Source organism: Nocardia sp. NBC_00881 (assembly GCF_045207455.1).
Taxonomy (GTDB): Bacteria; Actinomycetota; Actinomycetes; order Mycobacteriales; family Mycobacteriaceae; genus Nocardia.
The window spans coordinates 3,510,362-3,531,436 of sequence record NZ_CP108798.1 but is presented as its reverse complement, the minus strand read 5'-3'; the positions used below and the strand labels follow the sequence as shown (position 1 = coordinate 3,531,436).

At 66.8% G+C, this 21,075-nt stretch carries 21 protein-coding genes; 13 read left to right on the top strand and 8 right to left on the bottom strand.

Annotated elements, in window-relative coordinates; all coding sequences use genetic code 11:
• The first annotated feature begins 17 nt into the window (after positions 1-17).
• Positions 18-1,919, top strand: a complete 1,902-nt coding sequence (locus OH799_RS14670; protein WP_406280544.1) for an alkyl/aryl-sulfatase — start codon at positions 18-20, stop codon at positions 1,917-1,919.
• 415 nt (positions 1,920-2,334) lie between these two features.
• Here OH799_RS14670 and OH799_RS14665 read toward each other — a convergent pair whose 3' ends face one another.
• The 3 genes from OH799_RS14665 to OH799_RS14655 form a co-directional block, all read right to left on the bottom strand.
• Positions 2,335-2,853, bottom strand: coding sequence for a DUF1990 family protein (locus OH799_RS14665; RefSeq protein ID WP_406280542.1), 519 nt, complete (start codon positions 2,851-2,853; stop codon positions 2,335-2,337).
• Between the two features lie 308 nt (positions 2,854-3,161).
• Complete coding sequence (locus OH799_RS14660; RefSeq protein WP_406280540.1) at positions 3,162-3,698, bottom strand: M23 family metallopeptidase; 537 nt, start codon at positions 3,696-3,698, stop codon at positions 3,162-3,164.
• Positions 3,695-4,021 carry a hypothetical protein gene (locus tag OH799_RS14655; protein ID WP_406280538.1) on the bottom strand — a complete coding sequence of 109 codons (327 nt, stop codon included), beginning with the start codon at positions 4,019-4,021 and terminating at the stop codon, positions 3,695-3,697. The genes OH799_RS14660 and OH799_RS14655 overlap by 4 nt, the downstream gene beginning before the upstream one ends.
• Before the next feature lie 375 nt (positions 4,022-4,396).
• Here OH799_RS14655 and rpsB point away from each other — a divergent pair, with 375 nt between their 5' ends.
• The 5 genes from rpsB to OH799_RS14630 all read left to right on the top strand — a co-directional run bounded on the left by rpsB (position 4,397) and on the right by OH799_RS14630 (position 8,925).
• Complete coding sequence (gene rpsB / locus OH799_RS14650; RefSeq protein WP_406280536.1) at positions 4,397-5,263, top strand: 30S ribosomal protein S2; 867 nt, start codon at positions 4,397-4,399, stop codon at positions 5,261-5,263.
• A gap of 97 nt (positions 5,264-5,360) precedes the next feature.
• Entirely contained in the window at positions 5,361-6,185 is an 825-nt protein-coding gene (gene tsf / locus OH799_RS14645) for a translation elongation factor Ts (RefSeq protein ID WP_406280534.1), read from the top strand.
• 191 nt (positions 6,186-6,376) lie between these two features.
• A complete protein-coding gene (gene pyrH, locus OH799_RS14640) occupies positions 6,377-7,105 on the top strand; it encodes a UMP kinase (RefSeq protein ID WP_327119906.1) in 729 nt (242 codons plus the stop codon).
• Positions 7,106-7,146: 41 nt separating this feature from the next.
• The gene (gene frr, locus OH799_RS14635) at positions 7,147-7,704 is read left to right on the top strand and encodes a ribosome recycling factor (RefSeq protein ID WP_406280531.1); all 558 of its coding nucleotides are present in this window, start codon (positions 7,147-7,149) and stop codon (positions 7,702-7,704) included.
• Positions 7,705-8,046: 342 nt separating this feature from the next.
• Complete coding sequence (locus OH799_RS14630; protein WP_406282107.1) at positions 8,047-8,925, top strand: phosphatidate cytidylyltransferase; 879 nt, start codon at positions 8,047-8,049, stop codon at positions 8,923-8,925.
• A 6-nt stretch (positions 8,926-8,931) separates the two neighbouring features.
• Here the strand turns inward: OH799_RS14630 and OH799_RS14625 are convergent, their stop codons facing one another.
• Positions 8,932-9,282, bottom strand: coding sequence for a lipopolysaccharide assembly LapA domain-containing protein (locus OH799_RS14625; RefSeq protein WP_406280529.1), 351 nt, complete (start codon positions 9,280-9,282; stop codon positions 8,932-8,934).
• A 123-nt stretch (positions 9,283-9,405) separates the two neighbouring features.
• Between OH799_RS14625 and rlmN the strand changes: the two genes are divergently transcribed.
• Positions 9,406-10,515: a 23S rRNA (adenine(2503)-C(2))-methyltransferase RlmN gene (gene rlmN, locus OH799_RS14620; RefSeq protein WP_406280527.1), complete on the top strand. Its 1,110-nt coding sequence runs from the start codon at positions 9,406-9,408 to the stop codon at positions 10,513-10,515.
• 335 nt (positions 10,516-10,850) lie between these two features.
• On the opposite strand, the gene OH799_RS14615 is transcribed toward rlmN, so the two are convergent.
• Complete coding sequence (locus tag OH799_RS14615; RefSeq protein ID WP_357269937.1) at positions 10,851-11,264, bottom strand: DUF5997 family protein; 414 nt, start codon at positions 11,262-11,264, stop codon at positions 10,851-10,853.
• A gap of 131 nt (positions 11,265-11,395) precedes the next feature.
• Here OH799_RS14615 and OH799_RS14610 point away from each other — a divergent pair, with 131 nt between their 5' ends.
• Entirely contained in the window at positions 11,396-12,316 is a 921-nt protein-coding gene (locus OH799_RS14610; RefSeq protein WP_406280524.1) for a LysR family transcriptional regulator, read from the top strand.
• 293 nt (positions 12,317-12,609) lie between these two features.
• On the opposite strand, the gene OH799_RS14605 is transcribed toward OH799_RS14610, so the two are convergent.
• Together OH799_RS14605 and OH799_RS14600 are read right to left on the bottom strand one after the other, a co-directional pair.
• On the bottom strand, positions 12,610-12,924 hold the full coding sequence (locus OH799_RS14605; RefSeq protein ID WP_406280522.1) for a hypothetical protein: 315 nt from the start codon (positions 12,922-12,924) through the stop codon (positions 12,610-12,612).
• Positions 12,925-13,061: 137 nt separating this feature from the next.
• The gene (locus tag OH799_RS14600) at positions 13,062-13,331 is read right to left on the bottom strand and encodes a DUF2631 domain-containing protein (RefSeq protein WP_406280520.1); all 270 of its coding nucleotides are present in this window, start codon (positions 13,329-13,331) and stop codon (positions 13,062-13,064) included.
• Positions 13,332-13,476: 145 nt separating this feature from the next.
• Here OH799_RS14600 and dxr point away from each other — a divergent pair, with 145 nt between their 5' ends.
• The 5 genes from dxr to OH799_RS14575 all read left to right on the top strand — a co-directional run bounded on the left by dxr (position 13,477) and on the right by OH799_RS14575 (position 20,102).
• Entirely contained in the window at positions 13,477-14,616 is a 1,140-nt protein-coding gene (gene dxr / locus OH799_RS14595) for a 1-deoxy-D-xylulose-5-phosphate reductoisomerase (protein ID WP_406280518.1), read from the top strand.
• Between the two features lie 189 nt (positions 14,617-14,805).
• Positions 14,806-16,008 (top strand): M50 family metallopeptidase, encoded by a 1,203-nt coding sequence (locus OH799_RS14590; RefSeq protein WP_406280516.1) that lies wholly within the window; start codon positions 14,806-14,808, stop codon positions 16,006-16,008.
• A 141-nt stretch (positions 16,009-16,149) separates the two neighbouring features.
• Positions 16,150-17,307 carry a flavodoxin-dependent (E)-4-hydroxy-3-methylbut-2-enyl-diphosphate synthase gene (gene ispG, locus OH799_RS14585; protein WP_406280514.1) on the top strand — a complete coding sequence of 386 codons (1,158 nt, stop codon included), beginning with the start codon at positions 16,150-16,152 and terminating at the stop codon, positions 17,305-17,307.
• Positions 17,308-17,373: 66 nt separating this feature from the next.
• Complete coding sequence (locus OH799_RS14580; protein WP_406280512.1) at positions 17,374-18,237, top strand: GNAT family N-acetyltransferase; 864 nt, start codon at positions 17,374-17,376, stop codon at positions 18,235-18,237.
• Positions 18,238-18,314: 77 nt separating this feature from the next.
• Positions 18,315-20,102, top strand: a complete 1,788-nt coding sequence (locus tag OH799_RS14575) for a penicillin-binding transpeptidase domain-containing protein (RefSeq protein WP_406280510.1) — start codon at positions 18,315-18,317, stop codon at positions 20,100-20,102.
• A 148-nt stretch (positions 20,103-20,250) separates the two neighbouring features.
• On the opposite strand, the gene OH799_RS14570 is transcribed toward OH799_RS14575, so the two are convergent.
• On the bottom strand, positions 20,251-21,042 hold the full coding sequence (locus OH799_RS14570) for an alpha/beta fold hydrolase (protein WP_406280508.1): 792 nt from the start codon (positions 21,040-21,042) through the stop codon (positions 20,251-20,253).
• Positions 21,043-21,075 lie beyond the last annotated feature (33 nt).

Sequence of the window (21,075 nt, the reverse complement as noted above, 5' to 3'; positions counted from 1 at the left end):
CGACAGGAGGATTCTCAATGAGCACAGCAAGCGAGCCGAGTGAGTTCATCGTCACGGCGCAGCAGCGTGCGGCCGCCGCGCTGCCTTTCACCGACGACGCCGATCTGGCCGATGCCGAACGTGGGTTCATCGCCGCGCTGCAACCCGGCGTGGTCACTTCAGAGGACAGAACCGTCGTATGGGACAACGACTGCTATGCCTTCCTGTCCGAGCCCTGCCCGGCGTCGGTCCATCCGAGCCTCTGGCGGCAGTCCGGGTTGGTAATGCGGCAGGGACTGTTCCAAGTCACCGAGGGGATCTACCAGATCCGTGGCCTGGACTTGTCCAACATGACCTTGATCGAGGGGAAAACCGGTGTCGTCGTGATCGACCCCCTGATTTCCGCCGAGACCGCGGCGGCGGGTCTGGCGCTCTACCGTGCGCACCGGGGAGACCGTCCGGTGACCGGCCTCATCTACACCCATTCACATGTCGACCATTTCGGTGGCGCGATAGGGGTGACCACAATCGACGATGTCAGGGCAGGCCGATGCCCGGTGCTGGCGCCCGCCGGGTTCCTGGAGCACGCGGTAGCTGAGAACATCTACGCGGGCACCGCGATGTCGCGACGGGCGGGCTACATGTACGGCGCGGTGCTGCCGCGCGGCCCGCTCGGCGCGGTGGGCGCCGGACTGGGTCCGACGACGTCGGTCGGGACGATCACGCTGATCGCCCCGACCGTCGACATCACCACGACCGGTCAGGAAGAGACGATCGACGGTATACGGATGGTCTTTCAGCTCACCCCTGGTACCGAAGCTCCTGCGGAGATGAACTTCTACTTTCCTGACCGCCGCGCGCTGTGCATGGCGGAAAACGCGACCCATACCCTGCACAACCTGATTACGCTGCGCGGCGCGCTGGTACGCGACCCGCATGTGTGGGCGAAGTACTTGACCGAGGCGATCAACCTGTTCGCTCGCGATTCCGACGTGGTGTTCGCCTCCCATCACTGGCCTACCTGGGATACCGCGCGCCTGGTGGAATTCCTTGCGCTGCAACGGGATCTATATGGGTACCTGAACGACCAGACGCTGCGGCTATTGAACCAGGGCTACGTCGGCGCCGAGATCGCCGAGATGCTCACGCTCCCACCGGCCATCGCGGACACTTGGCACGCGCGCGGGTACTACGGCTCGGTCAGTCATAACGTCAAGGCCGTCTATCAGCGCTACATGGGCTGGTTCGACGGAAACCCGGCGCACCTGTGGGAGCATCCGCCGGTCGAATCCGCCCTACGGCATGTGGAATTCATGGGCGGCGCGGACGAGGTGCTACGCAAGGCACAAACCTCCTATGACGCAGGTGACTACCGGTGGGTCGCGCAGGTGCTCAACTACCTGATTTTCGCCGAACCCGGCAACGATGCCGCGAAAGCACTGCAGGCCAGCACTTTCGAGCAGCTCGGCTACGGCGCCGAGAACGCGACCTGGCGCAACTTCTATCTCAGCGGCGCCTACGAGCTGCGCTACGGCTCGTTCGGCACGCCGACGAGAGGCGACTCGCCGACCATGCTCGCAGCGCTGACAGTCGAGCAGATCTTCGACGCCATGGCGTTGCGCGTCGATGGCCCCAAGGCGTGGGACCAGCGGGTGGTGGCGGACTGGATCCTCACCGACGAGGACCGCACACACCGGCTCGAGCTACGCAACGGACGCCTGACCCACTTCGATGTCGCCGAGAACATTAGGCTTCCGAAACCCGATGCCGTGTTCACGCTCACCAAGGGCACGTTGATCCGAGTCCTTGTGGCCGGGGAAGATTTCGGCGTCGCGGCCGCGGCGGGCGAGATCGCCATCGACGGGGATGTCACCAAGCTGGTCGAACTGGTCGGCATCTTCGACGCCCCGGACCCCGATTTCGCCATCGTCACGCCGTGACGGCCAGGCCGGTCCTCGGTGGGGCCGGATCCCGCCCGGCTCGACATCGGTGCCTCACCTTGCGGGGCCGGTCATCGCCAGTCAGGCCATTGCATGCCTGGCCCTCGCGATCGGTGCCGGCCCGAATATCCGTGGGGCCGGGCCGGCCGACCATCTGGGTAGTGCCACCGCGGAAATCCGCTCGACCTGTCACGCGCCGTTGCCTACGGCATACTCATGCCCACCGAGGGGTCGATCGACTGGCCTGCATTGCGCGAGCGGATGCGCGCCGCGTTGTCCAGCAATGAAATCCCGTGATCGCCCGGCCGTTACGGCGCTGCGCTCGGTACTCGGCGCCGTCGACAATGCTGAACTTCGTTCGTCGCGTCGGGCCGGAATCCTTGTGATCCCAGGCGATGTCGCTCGGCTTCCGTGGTCAGACAGATGTCTCCAACGCCGCGAGGTATCGGCCCGCGACGAAACGTTGGAGGAGCTTGACCGCAGGTCCACCCAGACGTGCGTACCAGGTCGCGCTGCGTGAAAACGCGATGACCAGTCCGTACACCGTGTCGTCGGCGGGGTCGTATTCGACGGCGAACAGTTCCTCGCCGGACTCCGGATGCCCGGGCAAGGTTCCGTACGCGAACCCGCGCCGGTTCGGTTCGTCGAGCAGGTACACCACCCGGCAAGGGGCGGTGATCCCGAGCAGCCCGACACCCAGCCGCACGGTGACGGTGGTGCCGGGTTCGGCGGTCGGGGTGTCGGCGTGTTGAAAGATCCTGGTGCCCTTTTGCATTCGGTAGGCAAGGATCTCCGCACCCGCGCGCTCGAACAGGCCGCGACCGCGGCCGATCGGACGGCGCAGCCGGAACCGGTGATACCCCTCCGGCAGCGCACCCCTTGTCGCGCCGACTTCCGGGTAGGTGAACGGCGGCTTGCGGGATACATGCTCCATATGCCGATCTTCGCTGCGACGGCCGCGCATGGGAAGAGCGACCACCGCCCTGCGAAGCGGATAACCCTGCCGTACGCCAACAGCGTCGCTCGATGCCCATGATCTGTTCCTCGAACTGGACATTCCCGCCAAGTCTCCGACTGAACCCGGCGAAATCGTTCGCCGACGCCTCGCGAACATCAGCGCCCCGATTCGGGCTCAGGCGGACAGGCCGGCTGGACTCTCCGACGGTCGCCCCTACCTGAAGGCACCTCAACGACCTCGAACTGCGCATGGCGATTCGGAAACGCGGTCGTTGTGGACAACCCTTACGGCCGAACCGGTTTGAGCCGCAGAGGGGTGAGGTGCAAAAGGCCCAGCGGATCCAGATATTCATGCCTGCGGCGCCCGTCGCCCTCGGCGCGTGCACCCCAGTGCAGGCACGTCGTTGCGCATCCCGGATGCCCGGCCTCCAGCGCTCCGATTCGGGTGCCGCGCGCGACCCGCCTGCCCACTGGCACTTCGGCCCGTACCGGCTCGTAAGTTGTGCGCAGCCCGCCGGCGTGATCGATGGAAACGACCGGCTTGTCGGCCACCGTTCCCGCGAACACGACAATCCCGTCACCGGCGGCGAGTACCGCCTGTCCCTCGGCTCCGGTCAGATCGACTCCGCGATGCCCTGGCAGCCAGTCCTGCGCAGGTTTGTCGAAACGTCGCAATACCGTTGGGCGCGGTTGCAGCGGCCAGCCGAATCGTCCCTCGGGGGCTGCCGCCGCGATCGGTTCCGTAGCAATAACCGCGATGAGGCCCAGCCCCAGAATCGACGAAAGGAGTCCGCGTGTCCGTACCCCGGTAGCGGGAGTCATTCGAGCCTGGGCGGGATATCTGCCGTCGAGGAGACGGCTGCGAACGGTCTGGGATCCGCGGAATCCAGCGTGCGTAGTTCGGAGCAGCCGACATCGCCGATGCTCTGGTCGGACAGTCGCATCGGCATCGGCATCGGCATCGGCGCGCGGTGCAGCAGCTCGGCGAGCGGCGGCACGCACACGGAACTCGTGCACACCCCGAGGACGGATTCTGACTGCGAGACAAGCGGCTCGGCGGCGGTCGGCGGCGCGGAGGCGACGCCGAGTACGAACAACAGTGGGATGAGCAGTGTCATCGAGGCGGAGATGGGCTTGGAGGTCATGCCTCCACCTTCGTTCGGCGACCGCGTCTCCGACACCCCGATGCACTGAATGTGGATAACCTTCTCGCTTGTGGAAATCCACTGTTCCAGCTGGTCAAAGGCTTCCGATCGGTCTGATTTAGGTCTGGGTGCCGAGAAGCCGTAGACTGGGTGAGCGGTTTGTGCCTGCACAGACCGACTTCGCGCGCCACCGTGCTTGTCACGGCGCTGTTCGACACGAACTCGACATTTCTCGAGTTCGCGGCAGCGTCTTCAGAACAGGGAATCGCCGGCTGGTCCTCACCCTCACGGTGGGGTCCGACGATTCGGTGGCGCCAGGGCAGCGGATCGCCGATTCGCTGCGTCAACCGGCAAGGAAAGAGAGATACGGGAGCTATGGCTGTCGTAACTATGAAGCAGCTGCTCGATAGCGGCGCGCACTTCGGACACCAAACGCGGCGTTGGAACCCGAAGATGAAGCGGTTCATCTTCACCGACCGCAATGGCATCTACATCATCGACCTGCAGCAGACGCTGACCTACATCGACAAGGCCTACGAGTTCGTCAAGGAGACCGTCGCCCACGGTGGCACCGTTCTCTTCGTCGGCACCAAGAAGCAGGCCCAGGAGTCGATCGCGGCCGAGGCGACTCGCGTCGGGATGCCCTATGTGAACCAGCGCTGGCTGGGTGGCATGCTCACCAACTTCTCCACCGTGCACAAGCGTCTGCAGCGCCTCAAGGAGCTCGAGGCCATGGAGCAGACCGGTGGCTTCGAGGGTCGCACCAAGAAGGAAATCCTCATGCTGACGCGTGAGATGAACAAGCTGGACCGCACCCTCGGCGGTATCCGCGACATGCAGAAGGTGCCCTCGGCCATCTGGGTCGTCGACACCAACAAGGAGCACATCGCCGTCGGCGAGGCCCGCAAGTTGAACATCCCGGTCATCGCGATCCTGGACACCAACTGCGACCCCGACCTGGTCGACTACCCGATCCCGGGCAACGACGACGCCATTCGTTCCGCGGCCCTGCTGACCAAGGTCGTCGCCTCCGCGGTGGCCGAGGGCGTGCAGGCGCGTGCGGGCCTGTCGTCGGGCGACGCCAAGCCGGAAGCGGGCGCGGGCGAGCCGCTGGCCGAATGGGAGCAGGAGCTGCTCGCGCAGGCCGCTCCGGCCCACGATGCTGTCCCCGCCGAGACCCCGGCAGAGGCCCCCGCCGAGACCCCGGCCGAGACTCCCGCCGAGACCCCGGCCGAGGCCTGAGACTCGTAACCAGCTGTTTCAGCGGTGATCACGAGCGAGTGCCATCGTGATCACCGCTGCCCAGTACTCACACTTCTCCAAAGGAGGCTCGCCTAGAATGGCGAACTACACCGCTGCCGATGTGAAGCGGCTCCGGGAGCTGACCGGCTCCGGCATGATGGACTGCAAGAACGCGCTGGCCGAGACCGACGGTGACTTCGACAAGGCCGTCGAGCTGCTGCGTATCAAGGGCGCGAAGGATGTCGGCAAGCGTGCCGAGCGCACCACCGCCGAAGGCCTCGTCGTCGCCAAGGACGGCGTCATGGTCGAGATCAACTCCGAGACCGACTTCGTCGCGAAGAACGCGGAGTTCCAGCAGCTGGCCGAGCAGGTCGTGGCGGTGGCCGCGTCCGCAAAGCCCGCCGACCTGGAGTCGCTGAAGGCGCTGGACCTGGATGGCAAGACCGTTGACGAGGCCGTGCAGGCTCTCGCCGCGAAGATCGGCGAGAAGCTCGAGCTGCGCCGCGTGATCTCGCTGGACGGCCCGGTCGCCACCTACCTGCACAAGCGTGCTTCGGATCTGCCTCCCGCCGTCGGCGTGCTGGTCGAGTACACCGGTGAGGGCGCCGCCGCGGCCGAGGCCGCTCGCGCCGCCGCCATGCAGGTCGCCGCGCTCAAGGCCAAGTACGTGACCCGCGACGAGGTTCCGGCCGACATCGTGGAGAACGAGCGCCGCATTGCCGAGCAGACCGCTCGCGAGGAAGGTAAGCCCGAGGCCGCCCTGGCGAAGATCACCGAGGGGCGCGTCAACGGCTTCTTCAAGGACGTCGTGCTGCTGGAGCAGCCGTCGGTCACCGATTCGAAGAAGACGGTCAAGGCGCTGCTGGACGCGGCCGGTGTCACCGTGACCCGCTTTGCCCGCTTCGAGGTCGGCGCGAACTAACTCCGCCACACCTACAACGGGCAGGCCCCCCGTCGACCGAACGAACACCGGTTGACGGGGGGCCTTCTGCTGCCGCCCGAAGCGGATAAGGCAGGATGGGTGCCGCTCTGCGTTGCCTAGGCCACAAGCGCCTGCCATGAGCACAACTCGCCGGAAGAACGACAATCCACCGCCGAAGGAGACTCTGACCGATGACGGACCCGGGGACCGATCGCCCAGGATATCGCCGGGTGCTCCTCAAACTGGGTGGGGAGATGTTCGGCGGCGGCAAGGTCGGGCTCGACCCGGACGTCGTGCAGACGGTCGCCGAACAGATCGCCGAGGTGGTCGCCACCGGTGTCCAGGTGGCCGTGGTGATCGGCGGCGGGAACTTCTTCCGCGGCGCGGAGCTCGAGGAGCGCGGGATGGAGCGCGCTCGCTCGGACTATATGGGAATGCTCGGGACCGTGATGAACAGCCTTGCGCTGCAAGACTTTCTGCAGAAGCAGGGCATCGACACCCGAGTGCAGACCGCGATCACCATGGGGCAGGTCGCCGAGCCCTATCTCCCGCTGCGCGCCAAGCGGCACCTGGAGAAGGGGCGTGTGGTCATCTTCGGCGCGGGCATGGGGATGCCGTACTTCTCTACCGACACGACCGCCGCGCAGCGCGCCTTGGAGATCGGCGCGGATGTGGTCCTGATGGCCAAGGCGGTCGATGGCGTGTTCACCGCGGACCCGCGGGTCGACGAGACCGCGACGATGTATTCCGAGATCACCCACAAGGAGGTCATCGAGCGCGACCTCAAAGTCGCGGACGCCACTGCCTTCAGCTTGTGTATGGATAACCAGATGCCGATTCTGGTGTTCAATTTGTTGACCAAGGGCAATATCGCCCGCGCGGTCGCCGGTGCGAAGATCGGCACGTTGGTTCGGTCCTGACGCCGCTGACCGCGGATGACGACGCTGTGGAGGAAACGGTCGTGATTGAAGAAGCGCTCTTCGACGCCGAGGAGAAGATGGAGAAGGCCGTCTCGGTCGCGAAGGATGATCTCGGAATTATTCGCACCGGGCGGGCGAATCCGGGCATGTTCTCCCGGGTCGTCGTCGACTATTACGGGTCGCCTACCCCGATCACCCAGATGTCCAGCATCACGGTGCCGGAGCCGCGCATGGTCGTGATCAAGCCGTACGAGCAGGCACAGCTAGGCGCCATCGAGACCGCGATCCGTAATTCGGATCTGGGTGTCAATCCCACCAACAACGGTGACATCATTCGGATCTCGGTGCCGCAGCTGACCGAGGAGCGCCGCCGCGAGCTGGCCAAGCAGGCCAGGGGCAAGGGGGAGGACGCCAAGGTCGCCATCCGCAATGTCCGCCGCAAGACGATGGACGAACTGTCGCGCATCCAGAAAGATGGCGAAGCGGGTGAGGACGAAGTCGGACGTGCCGAAAAGGAGCTCGACAAGACCACCGCGAAGTATGTCGGCCAGATCGATGAACTGGTCAAGCATAAGGAAGCCGAACTACTCGAGGTCTGACGCTAGCGGCGGCGTGAGCGCAGGGCCCGGAGGCGGTAGCTTGCGTAACCACGAAGGGCACCGGGAATGCCGCCAATTGAACACGGCGGGTGAGCGCAGGGCCCGGAGGCGGTAGCTTGCGTAACCACGAAGGGCACCGGGGATGCCGCCAATTGAAAACAGCCGAGGGCCCGCCCGGGCGGGGATGAACGGAACGACGAGTTGAGCGACGGGACAATCGTGGCCGAGAACGCCGCCGCGACCGGTGCGGCTGAGGAGCCGACGTCGGTGAACGGTACAGCCGATGCCAGACAGGAGCATGCGAGCAATGCCGGCGCGTCCGAATCGCTGGTCAACGCCGCGGTGTCCGAGACCGGCGCCCCGGCCTCCGCTTCCCAGTCCTCCGCCCAGCCGGTGCCGAGCGGTTCACGCGCGGGCCGTAATCTGCCCGCCGCGTTGGCCGTCGGTTTGGGCCTCGGGCTCTCGCTGATCGTGATCCTGCTGTTCGTGCCGAAGGTATTCATCGGCGTCGCTGCGGCCGGTGTCGGCGTGGCGACCTGGGAGGTAGCCAAGCGGCTGCGTGAGGCCGACGTGCTGGTCCCGCGGATTCCGCTCATCCTCGGCGGCCAGGCGGTGTTCTGGCTCGGCTGGCCGTACGGTGCGAGCGGTGTCGCGGGCGCCTTCGCCGCCACCACGCTGATCTGCATGGTGTGGCGTCTGTTCGACCACGGCCTGCACACCGCTCCGCGAAACTTCTTGCGCGACACTGCTATTACCGTCTTCACGCTGGCCTGGATTCCGCTGCTCGCCTCGTTCGCCACGCTGCTGCTGCTCGAGCCGAACGGTAACTTGCGGGTGCTGACCTTCATGATTCTGGTGGTGTGCTCCGACGTCGGCGGCTACGTGGCCGGTGTGCTGTTCGGCAGGCACCCGATGGTGCCCTCGATCAGCCCGAAGAAGTCGTGGGAGGGTTTCTGCGGCTCGCTGGTGTTCAGCGTGATCGGCGGCTTGCTCACAGTGACGCTGCTGCTGGAAGCCAATTCCATGATCGGCGTTGTCCTCGGTGCCGGCCTGGTCATCGTGGCCACCTGCGGCGATCTCATCGAGTCGCAGATCAAGCGCGAACTCGGTATCAAGGACATGGGCACCTTGCTGCCAGGCCACGGCGGCATCATGGACCGCCTCGACTCCATGCTGCCCTCGGCGTTCGTCTCCTGGCTGGTGCTTTCCACCCTGCTCTGAGTCTCGTCAGGCTTTCTTGGCGACGCGCCGCAACTGCAGGATGCGCGCGCCGCCGACCAGTGCCATCACCAGCGCTCCACCGATCACCGACAGCAGCACCGCGACGCCGAGCGGGAGCGAGAAGTGCCAGAAGAACAGGCTCACCTCGACCGTCTCGAGGTTCTGCAGGATGAAGATCAGCAGAACTACCAGGATCAGCGCGCCCAGGATCAGACCGGTCCAGGTGTGGCCGGTGCGTGAGGACAGCGACTTGTTCGTCGTGGCCCGGGGAGCGGATTCAGCGACCGGCGGCACGACGGGGCGGTTGTGCGAGACGTCCGGGTCCGGGTCCGGTGTGTGTTCGGCATGGGTGGACATATGTCGATCATTGCCGACCGCTATCATGCCCGCACGCATTTTCCCAACGAATCGGGCATGTCGGGCAGGTCGAATGCGGGCGAGTGCGCGGCCGGTTCGCACGGATGGGAGAATGGACCGATTATGACCGTCTCCCTGCCCCTTGTGTTCGATGCTCCGCGCCGTGGCATGCCGCCGAGGCACCTCGCCGACCTCGATGCAGAGGGCAGGCGCGCGGCCGTCCAGGAGCTGGGCCTGCCGAAGTTTCGTGCCGATCAGATCGCCCGCCAGTACTTTGCGCGGTTGCAGGCCGATCCGGACCAGATGACGGATCTTCCCGCCGCTGTGCGGGACAAGGTCGGCGCGGCGCTGTTCCCTCCGCTGCTGAGCGTGGTCAAGCACGTGGCGTGTGATGGCGGCGAGACCCGGAAGACGTTGTGGCGGGCGGGTGATGGCACGCTACTGGAGAGCGTGCTCATGCGCTATCCCGACCGCGCGACGCTGTGCATCTCCAGCCAAGCGGGTTGCGGCATGGCCTGCCCGTTCTGCGCTACCGGACAGGGCGGGCTGAACCGGAACCTGTCGACCGCTGAGATCGTCGACCAGGTGCGGGCCGCGGCGGCCGCCCTGCGGGACGGGGAAGTGTCGGGCGGCCCCGGCCGGCTGTCCAACATCGTCTTCATGGGTATGGGGGAACCGCTGGCCAACTACAAGCGTGTGGTCGCCGCGGTGCGCCGGATTACCTCCCCCGCTCCCGACGGTCTCGGCATCTCCCAACGCAACGTGGTGGTCTCCACCGTCGGGTTGGCTCCGGCCATCCGCAAGCTGGCCGATGAGGGGCTGTCGGTCACTCTGGCGGTCTCACTGCACACCCCCGACGACGAACTGCGCGACACCCTCGTCCCGGTGAACAATCGCTGGCCGGTCGGCGAGGTTCTGGACGCGGCCCGCTACTACGCCGACAAGACCGGGCGCCGCATCTCGGTCGAGTACGCGCTTATCCGCGACATCAACGATCACCCGTGGCGCGCGGACATGCTCGGCGAGAAGCTGCACAAGGTGCTTGGTTCCAGGGTGCACGTCAACGTGATTCCGCTGAATCCGACCCCGGGCAGTAAGTGGGACGCCAGCCCCAAGCCGGTCGAGCAGGAGTTCGTCCGCCGTGTGAACGCCAAAGGTGTTCCGTGCACGGTTCGCGATACTCGCGGCCAGGAGATCGCGGCCGCCTGCGGGCAATTGGCCGCCGAAGGGTAACCGCATCATGCCCAGCAACTGCTCACACTGTGTCCGCAGTGCCTTCCTCGCCCGTCGCTGAACGGCTTGCCGCTCGAGCTCAGCGTGAGTCACCTCGCAGCTCTATGCCGTTCATTGCGTCGTTCCGAGAGCAGAACCGCCAGGTGATCGGTCGTCTTGTCGTCGAAACCGATATCGGACACTCGCTCAACCCACGGCTCCCGCGGCGTCGGATCGTCAACGCAGTGAACTCGTCCAATTGATTTCGCCCGCCGTCCGCGGCGGTCCTGCCTCGACGGACATCGCACGGCATCCGGCGCTGGAAGCCCATGCGCCGCTCGCCGCGAGCAGATGCGCTATCCGCGGTTCTTCGCCGGGCGATTGGTGGCGGCACGGCGTTCGGCTTCTTTCGCCTTGACGCGCTCGTTCTCGGCGCGGACCGCAGCGTAGTTCTCGCGTTCGCGGATCAACCACTCCGGCGGGTCGGCGAGGAGGGCGCCGATCTCGTCGGCGGTCAGCGCGTCGGAAACCTGGGCGCGGGAAAGGCCTGCGTGGGAGACGCCGAGCTTGCGGGCTACGACATCGCGGGGGAACGGGCCCGTGCGGCGTAGTTCGGTGAGCCACTCAGGCGGGTCGTTGCGCAGTTCGTCGAGCCGGGCGCGGGAAATCGACGCGTTGCGGAACTCCTCGGGCGCGGCCGGAAGGTAGATGCCGAGCTTGTTCGCCGCCGTGAGCGGCTTCATCGTCTGCGGTTTCTTGTCCGGGCTCACTGGGACAGCTTAAAGGGCGCCGCCGGGCGAAGTCCGACCGCAGCCCTACGCTGGGTCGAGCGAAGGTTGGAGGCAGCCGCGGATCCGGCGCACGAACGGTCCCGACCACGTGGTGGCATACGCTTCCATGAATGAGCTGGTTCGAGTCGATCGATGTCGTGCGCCTGCGCTGGTTCGTCGCTGTCGCGGAGGAACTGCACTTCGCGCGGGCGGCGAAGGCGCTGAACATCTCGCGCCAGAAGCTGAGTCACACGGTGATCGACCTGGAAAACGAGTTCGGGACAAAACTTTTCGTGTCCGGCGTGCAGCCGACCCAGCTGACCGACGACGGACGGGAGTTGCTGGAGCGAGCGCGGGAGATCATCGCGCGGGCCGAGTCGGCGGGCGACGACACGACTCAGGTCAAGGCTGCCCTGCGGGTGGGCTTCGTTCCCGGCGTCACCGTGTCCAAGTGGAGCCGGATCTGGGGTGAGCGGTTTCCGGATGTTCCGCTCGAGATTGTCGCGCTTCCGCAGGCCGACCAGGAGGCCGCAGTGCGCGATGGCCGCGTCGACATATGCTTCGTCCGTCTGCCGATCGATCGGTCAGGTATGAGCGCCATTCCGCTCTACCGGGAGGTGCCGGTCGTCGTGGTGCGGAAGGACCATCCGCTCTCGGTGTTCGACGAGGTGAGCATGGCTGACCTCGCGGATGAACGCCTCCAGGACACCGCGGACGTCGACGTGGTGGGCGGCGCGCTGGAACTCGTCGCCGCGGCGGGCGGGGCGGCCATCGTGCCGCATTCGCTTGCCCGCCTGCACCATCGCCGCGATCTCGTCTACCGGACGATGACCGGCGTCCCGGACACGGAGGTCGCGCTGGTCTGGCCCGCCGACCGCACGACCGACCTGGTCGAGGAATTCGTCGGTGTCGTCCGCGGCCGATCCGAGCGCAGCTCGCGCGCTCCGGCTCGTGCGAAGAACACCGAACCGCTGAAGAAGTCCCCGGCGAAGCGGACCGGCGGCCGGCAAAGCCCCGCCCAAAAGAAGCCCGCCCGGCGACGCGGGCGTTAGTCGGTCAGTCGCTCGGCCCGGACGGTGGTCGACGCCGGAACCCTTGAAGGAGTTCCGCACCGCGTCGCGCTCATTTCTGCACCCGCCCCTGGCCGGACGCGATTGCGCGTCGCCGCGCGGTTCCGCCACTGCCTCTGGCTGGCAGGACCGGATGTGTCAAACGCCTCGACCGAGCCGCGCCTACGGAGCGTCGGTCGCCGGATTCGGTTCAGATCGTGCGAATCCCCTTCGCGGGCAACAGGGCTGGACCGCGAGGGCGCGAACCCGGCCGACAGGTTCGCGCCGACCGGCGATCAGCTCCCGCAGGACCGGTTGAACTCGGCGGTCGCCGCGTCCATGTCGGTGACGTTTTCGTCGGTGAGCGCGTGGGCGTAAGCGTCGATGGCGTCCTTGTCCGCGCCTGTGGCGTCGATGGCCGCGAGCTTGGCGGTCAGGGACTGCTGCACGGCCGGGTCCAGGTTCCCCCCGGACTCGGCGATAGCCGCGTTGATAACGTCGGTGGCCGCGCTGCACGCTGCCGACTGGGCATGCGCGGGGCCTGCGGGCAGGAGCAGCAGAGAGCCGATGGCGCTCGCGGCGAGCACGGTGGCGGAGAAGGTCTTGGTCATTGCGTCCTCGGTGTCGTGGGAACAGAAACCGAGGTCCGTGCCTAGGCTGGGCGCGGACCTCGGACGACACGGTACCCGACGTAGCCGTCGGCACAGGACGAATGGAATTGTGCGAGAAGAATTTTCGTATCGCCGAACTAGCGCGGCTTGCGCCGCAGCAGCGAGTCGCGAATCAGGATTCCCGCGATCAGGACGGCGAAGCCGACGAGGAACACATCCTCGATCCTGCCCTTGTGGTTGCCGACCAGCATGGCGAGCAGGATCAGCGCGACGATCCAGCCCGCGATGCGGAAGGTGCGACGCGACTCGCCGCTCCAGCCCCAGGCGGCAGAGGGAACTTCGGCGGTGTCCACGTGAGTGACGATGCCGCGCTCGGTGTCGGCGTGTTCGAGTTCCGTGGCGGCCACGATCGCTCCTTAGCTGGTTCGGGTACCGCTGTTCCGGTACACACTCGATGAGCTACTGCCGCATATCGTGGCATACGACGGTGTGTCGTTGTCAGTCGCCCCGCGCCTGCGGAACGTGTTCTGGGCGGTAGGACAGAATGAAGGCGTGTCCGACATCGTGAGAGTTCTGGTCCTGGGCAGTACCGGCTCCATCGGTACCCAAGCGCTCGAAGTGATCGCCGCCAATCCTGACCGTTTCGAGGTGGTCGGCCTGGCCGCGCGTGGCGGCAACACCGGGCTGCTCGCCGCCCAGATCGCCGCTACCGGGACCCGCAATGTCGCCGTCGCCGATCCCACCGCCGCCCAGCGTCTGGACCTGCCTCTGGGCGGGCCTGGCGCGGTGACCGAGCTGGTGCGTCGTACCGAGGCCGACGTCGTGCTCAACGCCCTGGTCGGCTCGCTTGGGCTGGAGCCGACCCTGGCCACCCTGCAGTCGGGCACCCGACTCGCGCTGGCCAACAAGGAATCGCTGGTCGCGGGCGGTTCCCTGGTCACCCGCGCCGCGGCCCCCGGCCAGATCGTTCCGGTCGACTCGGAGCATTCCGCGCTGGCGCAGTGCCTGCGCGGTGGTCGCGCCGAGGAGGTCGACCGGCTGGTGCTCACGGCCTCCGGCGGCCCTTTCCGCGGCTGGACCACGCAGATGCTGGAATCGGTCGATCCCGCTGCGGCCAAAGCGCATCCGACCTGGTCGATGGGATTGATGAACACGCTGAACTCCGCCTCGCTGGTGAACAAAGGACTCGAGCTGATCGAGACGCACCTGCTGTTCGGCATCGCCTATGACCGCATCGACGTCACCGTGCACCCGCAGTCGATCGTGCACTCGATGGTCACCTTCACCGACGGCTCCACGCTGGCCCAAGCCAGCCCGCCGGACATGAAACTGCCCATCGCGCTGGCCCTCGCCTGGCCGGACCGGGTGCCCGGCGCAGCGGCGGCGTGCGACTTCGGCACCGCCGCCACCTGGACCTTCGAGCCGGTCGACAACGAGGTCTTCCCAGCTGTGGAGCTGGCCCGCCGGGCCGGGCAGGAGGGCGGCAGCGTGACCGCGGTGTACAACGCCGCGAACGAGGTCGCAGTGCAGGCGTTCCTCGACGGAGCGATCCGCTTCCCCGACATCGTGCGAACCGTGGCGGCCGCGGTCGAGGCGGCCGAGCAGTGGCGCCCCGAGCCGAACTCGCTCGACGAGATCATCGCCGCCGACACGTGGGCGCGCGAATTCGCCGCCGCCCGCGTACGGGCCTGAAGCAGCCCGAGTTCGGCCCGGGTGAGGTAGTGGAGACGGATCGGACTCGCGCGGCGACCACGTCCTGGCACACTGGACACGCAGGGTCGGTCGCTGTCCGGTTAGGGTGTTGATGGTGCTCGCGGCCAGGAGCGGACGCGTGCGTGCGGGATATTCGAGCTGCGCAAACGCAGGAGGGCTGTAGAGCAAATGGTGTTCGCGTTGGGATTCGTGCTGTTCGCGCTCGGCATCACGCTATCGATCGCGCTGCACGAATGTGGGCACATGTGGACCGCCCAGGCGACGGGCATGAAGGTGCGGAGGTACTTCATCGGCTTCGGGCCGAAGGTGTTCTCGTTCCGGCGCGGGGAGACCGAGTACGGACTCAAGGCGCTTCCGCTCGGCGGCTTCTGCGACATCGTCGGCATGACAGCCCTCGATGAACTGCGCCCCGAAGAACTCGACCGCGCCATGTACCGCCAGGCCACTTGGAAGCGGCTCGTGGTCATGTCCGGCGGCATCGCGATGAATTTCGTGCTCGGCTTCATCCTGGTGGTCGTGCTCGCGGTCGGCTGGGGGCTGCCGAGCTTGCAACAGCCGCCCGCCACCGCACTGGGCACCATGAGCTGCGTACCGCAGCAGAATCCGGATGGTTCGACCCAGGCGTGTACCGGCACCGGCCCGGCGCAGCGCGCCGGATTGCAGCGTGGCGACGTCGTCAAGGAAGTCAACGGCGTCAAGGTGGACACCTGGAAGGAGTTCCAGGCCGAAACCCAGAAGCAGAACGGTCCCTTCACCTACCTTGTCGAACGCGACGGCCGGACGCTCACCATTCCGGTCACCCCGGAGCGGGTCATGCGCTACCCGGAGGGCGGCGGCGCGGGCCGCGAGGTCGGCGCGGTCGGCGTCGGCTCGGAGTACTACGAGCCGGTCAAGTACAACGTCTTCGCCGCGATTCCGGCGGCGAGCGGGTTCACCGGCGAGATGTTCGTGCGCACGTTCCAGTCGCTGGCCCAGATGCCGGAGAAGGTGTCGGCGTTGTGGACGGCGGTGACCGGAGGCGAGCGCGACCCCGAGACCCCGGTCAGCGTGTACGGCGCCAGCAAGATAGGCGGCGAGACCGCGGAGCGTGGGCTGTGGGGCGTGTTCATTCTGGTGCTGGCCAGCTTGAACTTTTTCCTCGGTGCGTTCAACATTCTCCCGCTGCTTCCACTCGACGGCGGGCACATCGCCGTGGTGCTCTACGAGAAGATTCGCAACATCATCCGCGGCTGGAAGGGACTCGCGCCCGGCGCACCGGTGGACTACCTGAAGTTACTGCCGGTGACTTACGTCGCCGTGGTGATCGGCGGTGCCTACATGGTTCTCACCTTGGTGGCCGACATCGTCAATCCCATTCGCTTGTTCCCCTGAGTTTGCCCACAGGAGGTACCCTGTCGCGGGCGTCGGGGGACAGCACGTTGTCACAGGCGTCACAGGGTGGCCGTAGGTCGCACGACTAAGCTCGAAAGACGGACGGCCCGGAATAGAACGTACGAAAGTAGGCAGCCGAAGGTGACCAGCACAATCGGATTGGGTATGCCGACCGCACCCGCGGCCGTTCTCGCTCCCCGGCGTAGGACTCGCCAGCTGATGGTAGGCAATGTCGGAGTGGGCAGCGATCACCCGATCTCAGTGCAGTCGATGACCACGACCAAGACGCATGATGTGAATGCGACCCTGCAGCAGATCGCGGAGTTGACCGCGTCGGGGTGTGACATCGTGCGAGTGGCCTGCCCGCGTCAGGAGGACGCGGACGCGCTGGCGACGATCGCGCGGAAGTCCCAGATTCCGGTAATCGCCGACATTCATTTCCAGCCGCGCTACATCTTCTCGGCGATCGACGCCGGGTGTGCCGCGGTGCGCGTGAACCCGGGCAACATCAAGGAGTTCGACGGCCGGGTCAAGGAGGTCGCCAAGGCGGCGGGTGCGGCGGGGATTCCGATTCGCATCGGTGTGAACGCCGGTTCGCTGGACAAGCGGATGCTGGAGAAGTACGGAAAGGCGACGCCGGAGGCGCTGGTGGAGTCGGCGCTGTGGGAGGCGAGCCTGTTCGAGGAGCACGGGTTCGGCGACATCAAGATCTCGGTCAAGCACAACGACCCGGTGATCATGGTCGAGGCCTACCGGCAGCTGGCCGCCAAGTCCGACTACCCGCTGCACTTGGGCGTCACCGAAGCGGGTCCGGCGTTCCAAGGAACGATCAAGTCCGCGGTGGCGTTCGGCGCCCTGCTGTCGGAGGGGATCGGCGATACGATCCGAGTGTCGTTGTCGGCGCCGCCTGCCGAGGAGGTCAAGGTCGGCGGGCAGATCCTGCAGTCGCTGAATCTACGTCCGCGCAAGCTGGAGATTGTGTCGTGTCCGTCCTGTGGGCGTGCGCAGGTCGACGTGTACACGCTGGCCAACGAGGTGACCGCCGGCTTGGAGGGCATGGAGGTGCCGCTGCGGGTGGCCGTCATGGGCTGCGTCGTGAACGGACCTGGTGAGGCGCGTGAGGCCGACCTCGGTGTCGCCTCCGGCAACGGCAAGGGCCAGATCTTCGTCAAGGGGCAGGTCATCAAGACCGTCCCGGAGGCGCAGATTGTCGAGACCCTCATCGAAGAGGCGATGCGTATCGCCGAGGAGTTGGGCGAGGACGGGGCCACTGGCGAACCGGTCGTCACCGTCAGCTGAACCCCGCCTACCTGGGCCTACGACATAGCCATACCGCATCACGGCGGATCGTGGCAGGCTGTCATCGTGCGGAGTCTGCTGGAGCCGACGCGTAGGGCCAAATACGCCCCTGCGCGCCAGCTCGCGAAACGGGACCTGGCACAGGTCTTGCGTGTGCTGGATGCCGATCCGGTGGCTTCATGCATGGTCGCCGCCCGGCTACAGGAGTTCGGCCTGGACACCCGTTGTGGCCAAGGCGAACTGTGGAGCCGGGGAGGTCCCTCGGAATCGCTGTGCTTCTCGGGTGCGAACCTGGTGCCGCTGCTCGGCGACCGTGACGCGCTGCGTGCGTTCGCCGACCGGGCGGTCCGCTGGCCCCGGGTATGTTCCTCGGTGGTAGGCCGCAGGGAGCTGGCACTGCCGCTGTGGGAAATGCTGGCCGACCGCTGGGGTCCGGAACGCGAGCTGCGCGGGGAACAGCCGCTGCTCGCCCTCGCTCAGCCTCCGCTGGTCACGCCCGATTCGGAGGTCCGCCGGGTGCGCCCCGACGAACTCGACCGCTACCTTTCGGCCGCGATCGCGATGTTCATCGAGGAGGTCGGTGTCGATCCCAGAGCGGGCGACGGCGGCCGCGGCTACCGTCGGCGGATTCAGAGCCTGATCGAATCCGGCCGAGCGTGGGCGCGCTTCGAGGACGGCGAAGTCGTCTTCAAGGCCGAAGTCGGCTCGCTGTCCCGGCGCACCGGCCAGATCCAAGGGGTCTGGGTGCATCCGGAGCATCGCGGGAAGGGCTGTGGCACTACGGGCACCGCGTCGATCGCGAACGCGGTGGTCGCCTCCGGGCGCACCGCGAGTCTGTACGTGAACGACTACAACGAGATCGCTCGCCGCGCCTACAGCCGGGTCGGTTTCCGGCAGATCGCGACCTTCGCCACCATCCTGGTCGACTGAGCCCGGTGACGTTCGCCCGTCCGAATTCCAGAGTGCCGCAGACATGTGCCCGCCCGTGGCGATTACCATCGGTGCCGATGCCGACTCGGATGTTCGTCTCACTCACCGTCGTGGCGCTTGCGGTCGCCGCGGTCGGTTGCGCGAGCGAATCGCAAGGGCCCGTCCCCGCTGCCGACGCATTCGTCGCGGCCTTCGCCGGGAGTGATGTGGACGCCGCGGCCGAGTTCACCAATCTTCCGGAAAAGGCAAGTGGTGCACTGCGTTCCGCGTGGGAGAAGCTTCAGGCCGAACAGTTGACCGCGCACACCGGTCCGGCGCGCGTGAGCGGCGACACGGCCACCGTCGACTACACCTACGAGTGGCGGCTGCCCAAGAACCGGACCTGGAAATACTCCGGGCAGTTGCAGATGGGCCGCAGCGATGGACGCTGGATGGTCCGCTGGACCTCTGCCAATATCCATCCCAAACTCGGCGCCACCCAAACCTTGGCGTTGCGGTCCACTCCGGCGCCCCGTGCCAGGGTCAACGAGCAGTCCGGCAGCGACGTACTGGTTCCTGGCAAAGTGTCCCGGGTGGCCTTCACCGCGGCGGAGGCCACCGACGCCGCCGCGGTGGCCACTTCATTGGCTGCCGCGCTGAACCGCTTCGACAAGTCGCTGACGCCCGGGTCGATCCTCGCCGCGGCGAAGGCCGGCACCGGCGCCTATACCGTCGCGCTGCTCAACGAGAACGAATCCGGCCAGGTGGGCAAGGATCTCATCGGGCTGCCCGGCGTCACGCTGACCCAGCAGTGGGACCTGGTCGCCGTCGACCGTGATTTCGCACCCGACCTGCTCGCCCAGGTGCGTAAAACGGTAATCGCGGAGGTGGACGGCAAGGCAGGGTGGAGCGTGGTCACCATGAACGCCAACGGCGTCGACACCGACGTGCTCACCGAGGTGCCCGCTCAACCCGCGCCGTCATTCTCGCTGAGCATCGACCGTAACGTGCAGAACGCCGCGCAGCGCGCCGTGGAACCACGCACCGAGCAGACCATGATGGTGGTGCTGCGCCCGTCCACCGGCGCGATTCTTGCGGTCGCGCAGAACAAGGCCGCCGACCGTGAAGGCCCGATCGCGACGATTGGCCAATACCCGCCCGGTTCGGTGTTCAAGACGGTGACCGCGGCCGCCGCGATATCGAACGGCCTCGCCACCCCGGACACGGTGCTGCCGTGCCCGAGCCGGATCATCATCGGCGAGCGGACCATCCCCAACTACAACCTGTTCACCGTCGGTGACGTCCCGATGGCCAGAGCCTACGAACGCTCCTGCAACACCTCGTTCGCCAAGCTCGCCAGCGAGCTTCCTGGCTTTGCGCTGCACGATGCCGCCGCGAAGCTCGGTGTGGGGCCTCGCTATTCGGTCGTCGGACTGCCGACGGTATCCGGCTCGGTCCCACTTGCCGACGGCCTGATCCAGCGGACCGAGGACGGCATCGGCCAAGGCAAGGTGGTGGTCAGCCCATTCGGTATGGCGTTGATGGCTGCGACCGTCGCACACGGCTCCGCGCCGGTTCCCTACCTGATCGCGGGGCGTCCCACCGAGATCGACGGTGACCGCCCTGCCCTCGCGCCCGAGGTGGTCGACGGGCTGCGCGCGATGATGCGCCTGGTGGTTGCCGGTGGCACGGCCGAGCGAATCGCGGATCAGGGCGAGGTGTATGGCAAGACCGGTGAGGCCGAGGTCGAGGGTGGGTCGCATTCGTGGTTCGTCGGCTATCGCGGTGACATCGCGTTCGCGACGCTATTGGTCAAAGGCGGCAGTTCCGACAATGCCGTCGCGGTCACACGGGACATGATCGCGGCGCTGCCCGGTGGGTACTGACCCGGCCAGCTCGTCGGCCGATTCTCCCGCCGCTGGCGACGTCAGTGGGCCCGTTCGCACCGACCGTCACTCGTGTCGGTTTCGCCCCGCCGCTGGGGCGGGGCGGTGTACACGGATAACGAGGATGGACTTCGGCTAGCGCATGACGCTATGCGAGCCCCGGCCTGCCGAGGAATGCCCGCAGGTGTGGATTGACGGCGCCGGCGTCGGTGAGGCTCAGGAAATGCGCGCCGCCGTCGATGATCACCGGCGGCTCGGCGTTCGGCAGGGCCTCGGCCAGCTCGCGGGCCCGGTCGACCGGGTAGGCGGCGTCGGTCGAGCCGTGCAGGACCAGGGCAGGGCAGCGGATCTCCGGCGCGCGGTCGAGCACGCCGTCCCGCTCGACCAGTGGGGTGAGTACACGGTCGAAGTGTTCTCCGGACAGCCTCCGCCACTTGGCCTGCCACTCGGTCGAATCGTACTGGCCCAGGCAGATCGTGGCGTTGAGGTCGAGCAGTTCCTGGGTCGGACCATGCTCCCGCCAGGCGGCGGCCACCTGCCGGTAGCCGGCGGCCACCTCCGGATTCTCCGTGGTGGCCGAGGTGCCGAGCAGCGCGAGCGCGGCCACGCGGTCGGGCGCCAGTAGTGCCATCCGCATGGCGATGAACCCGCCCTGGCTCGTGCCCACCACGGCGCACCGGGGCACCTCGAGCGCGTCGAGCAGGCCGAGCGCGTCGCGGGCCACATCCCAGTAGGTAAACGGGCGGTCGGCCGGAGTACCGCCGTGGCCGCGCTCGTCCATCGCGATCAGCCGGAACGTGTCGCCGAGCGACTCCACCTGTGGGGCGAACATGTCGGCGTCCATCAGGTAGCTGTGCAGGAGCAGCACCGCGGGCCCGGTGCCGCCGTGGTCGATATAGCTCACTAGTTGGCCGTCATTGACCTTCGCCGTTGTTCGCATAGGTAATAGTGTTTCAGACCGGCGTCACTTTCA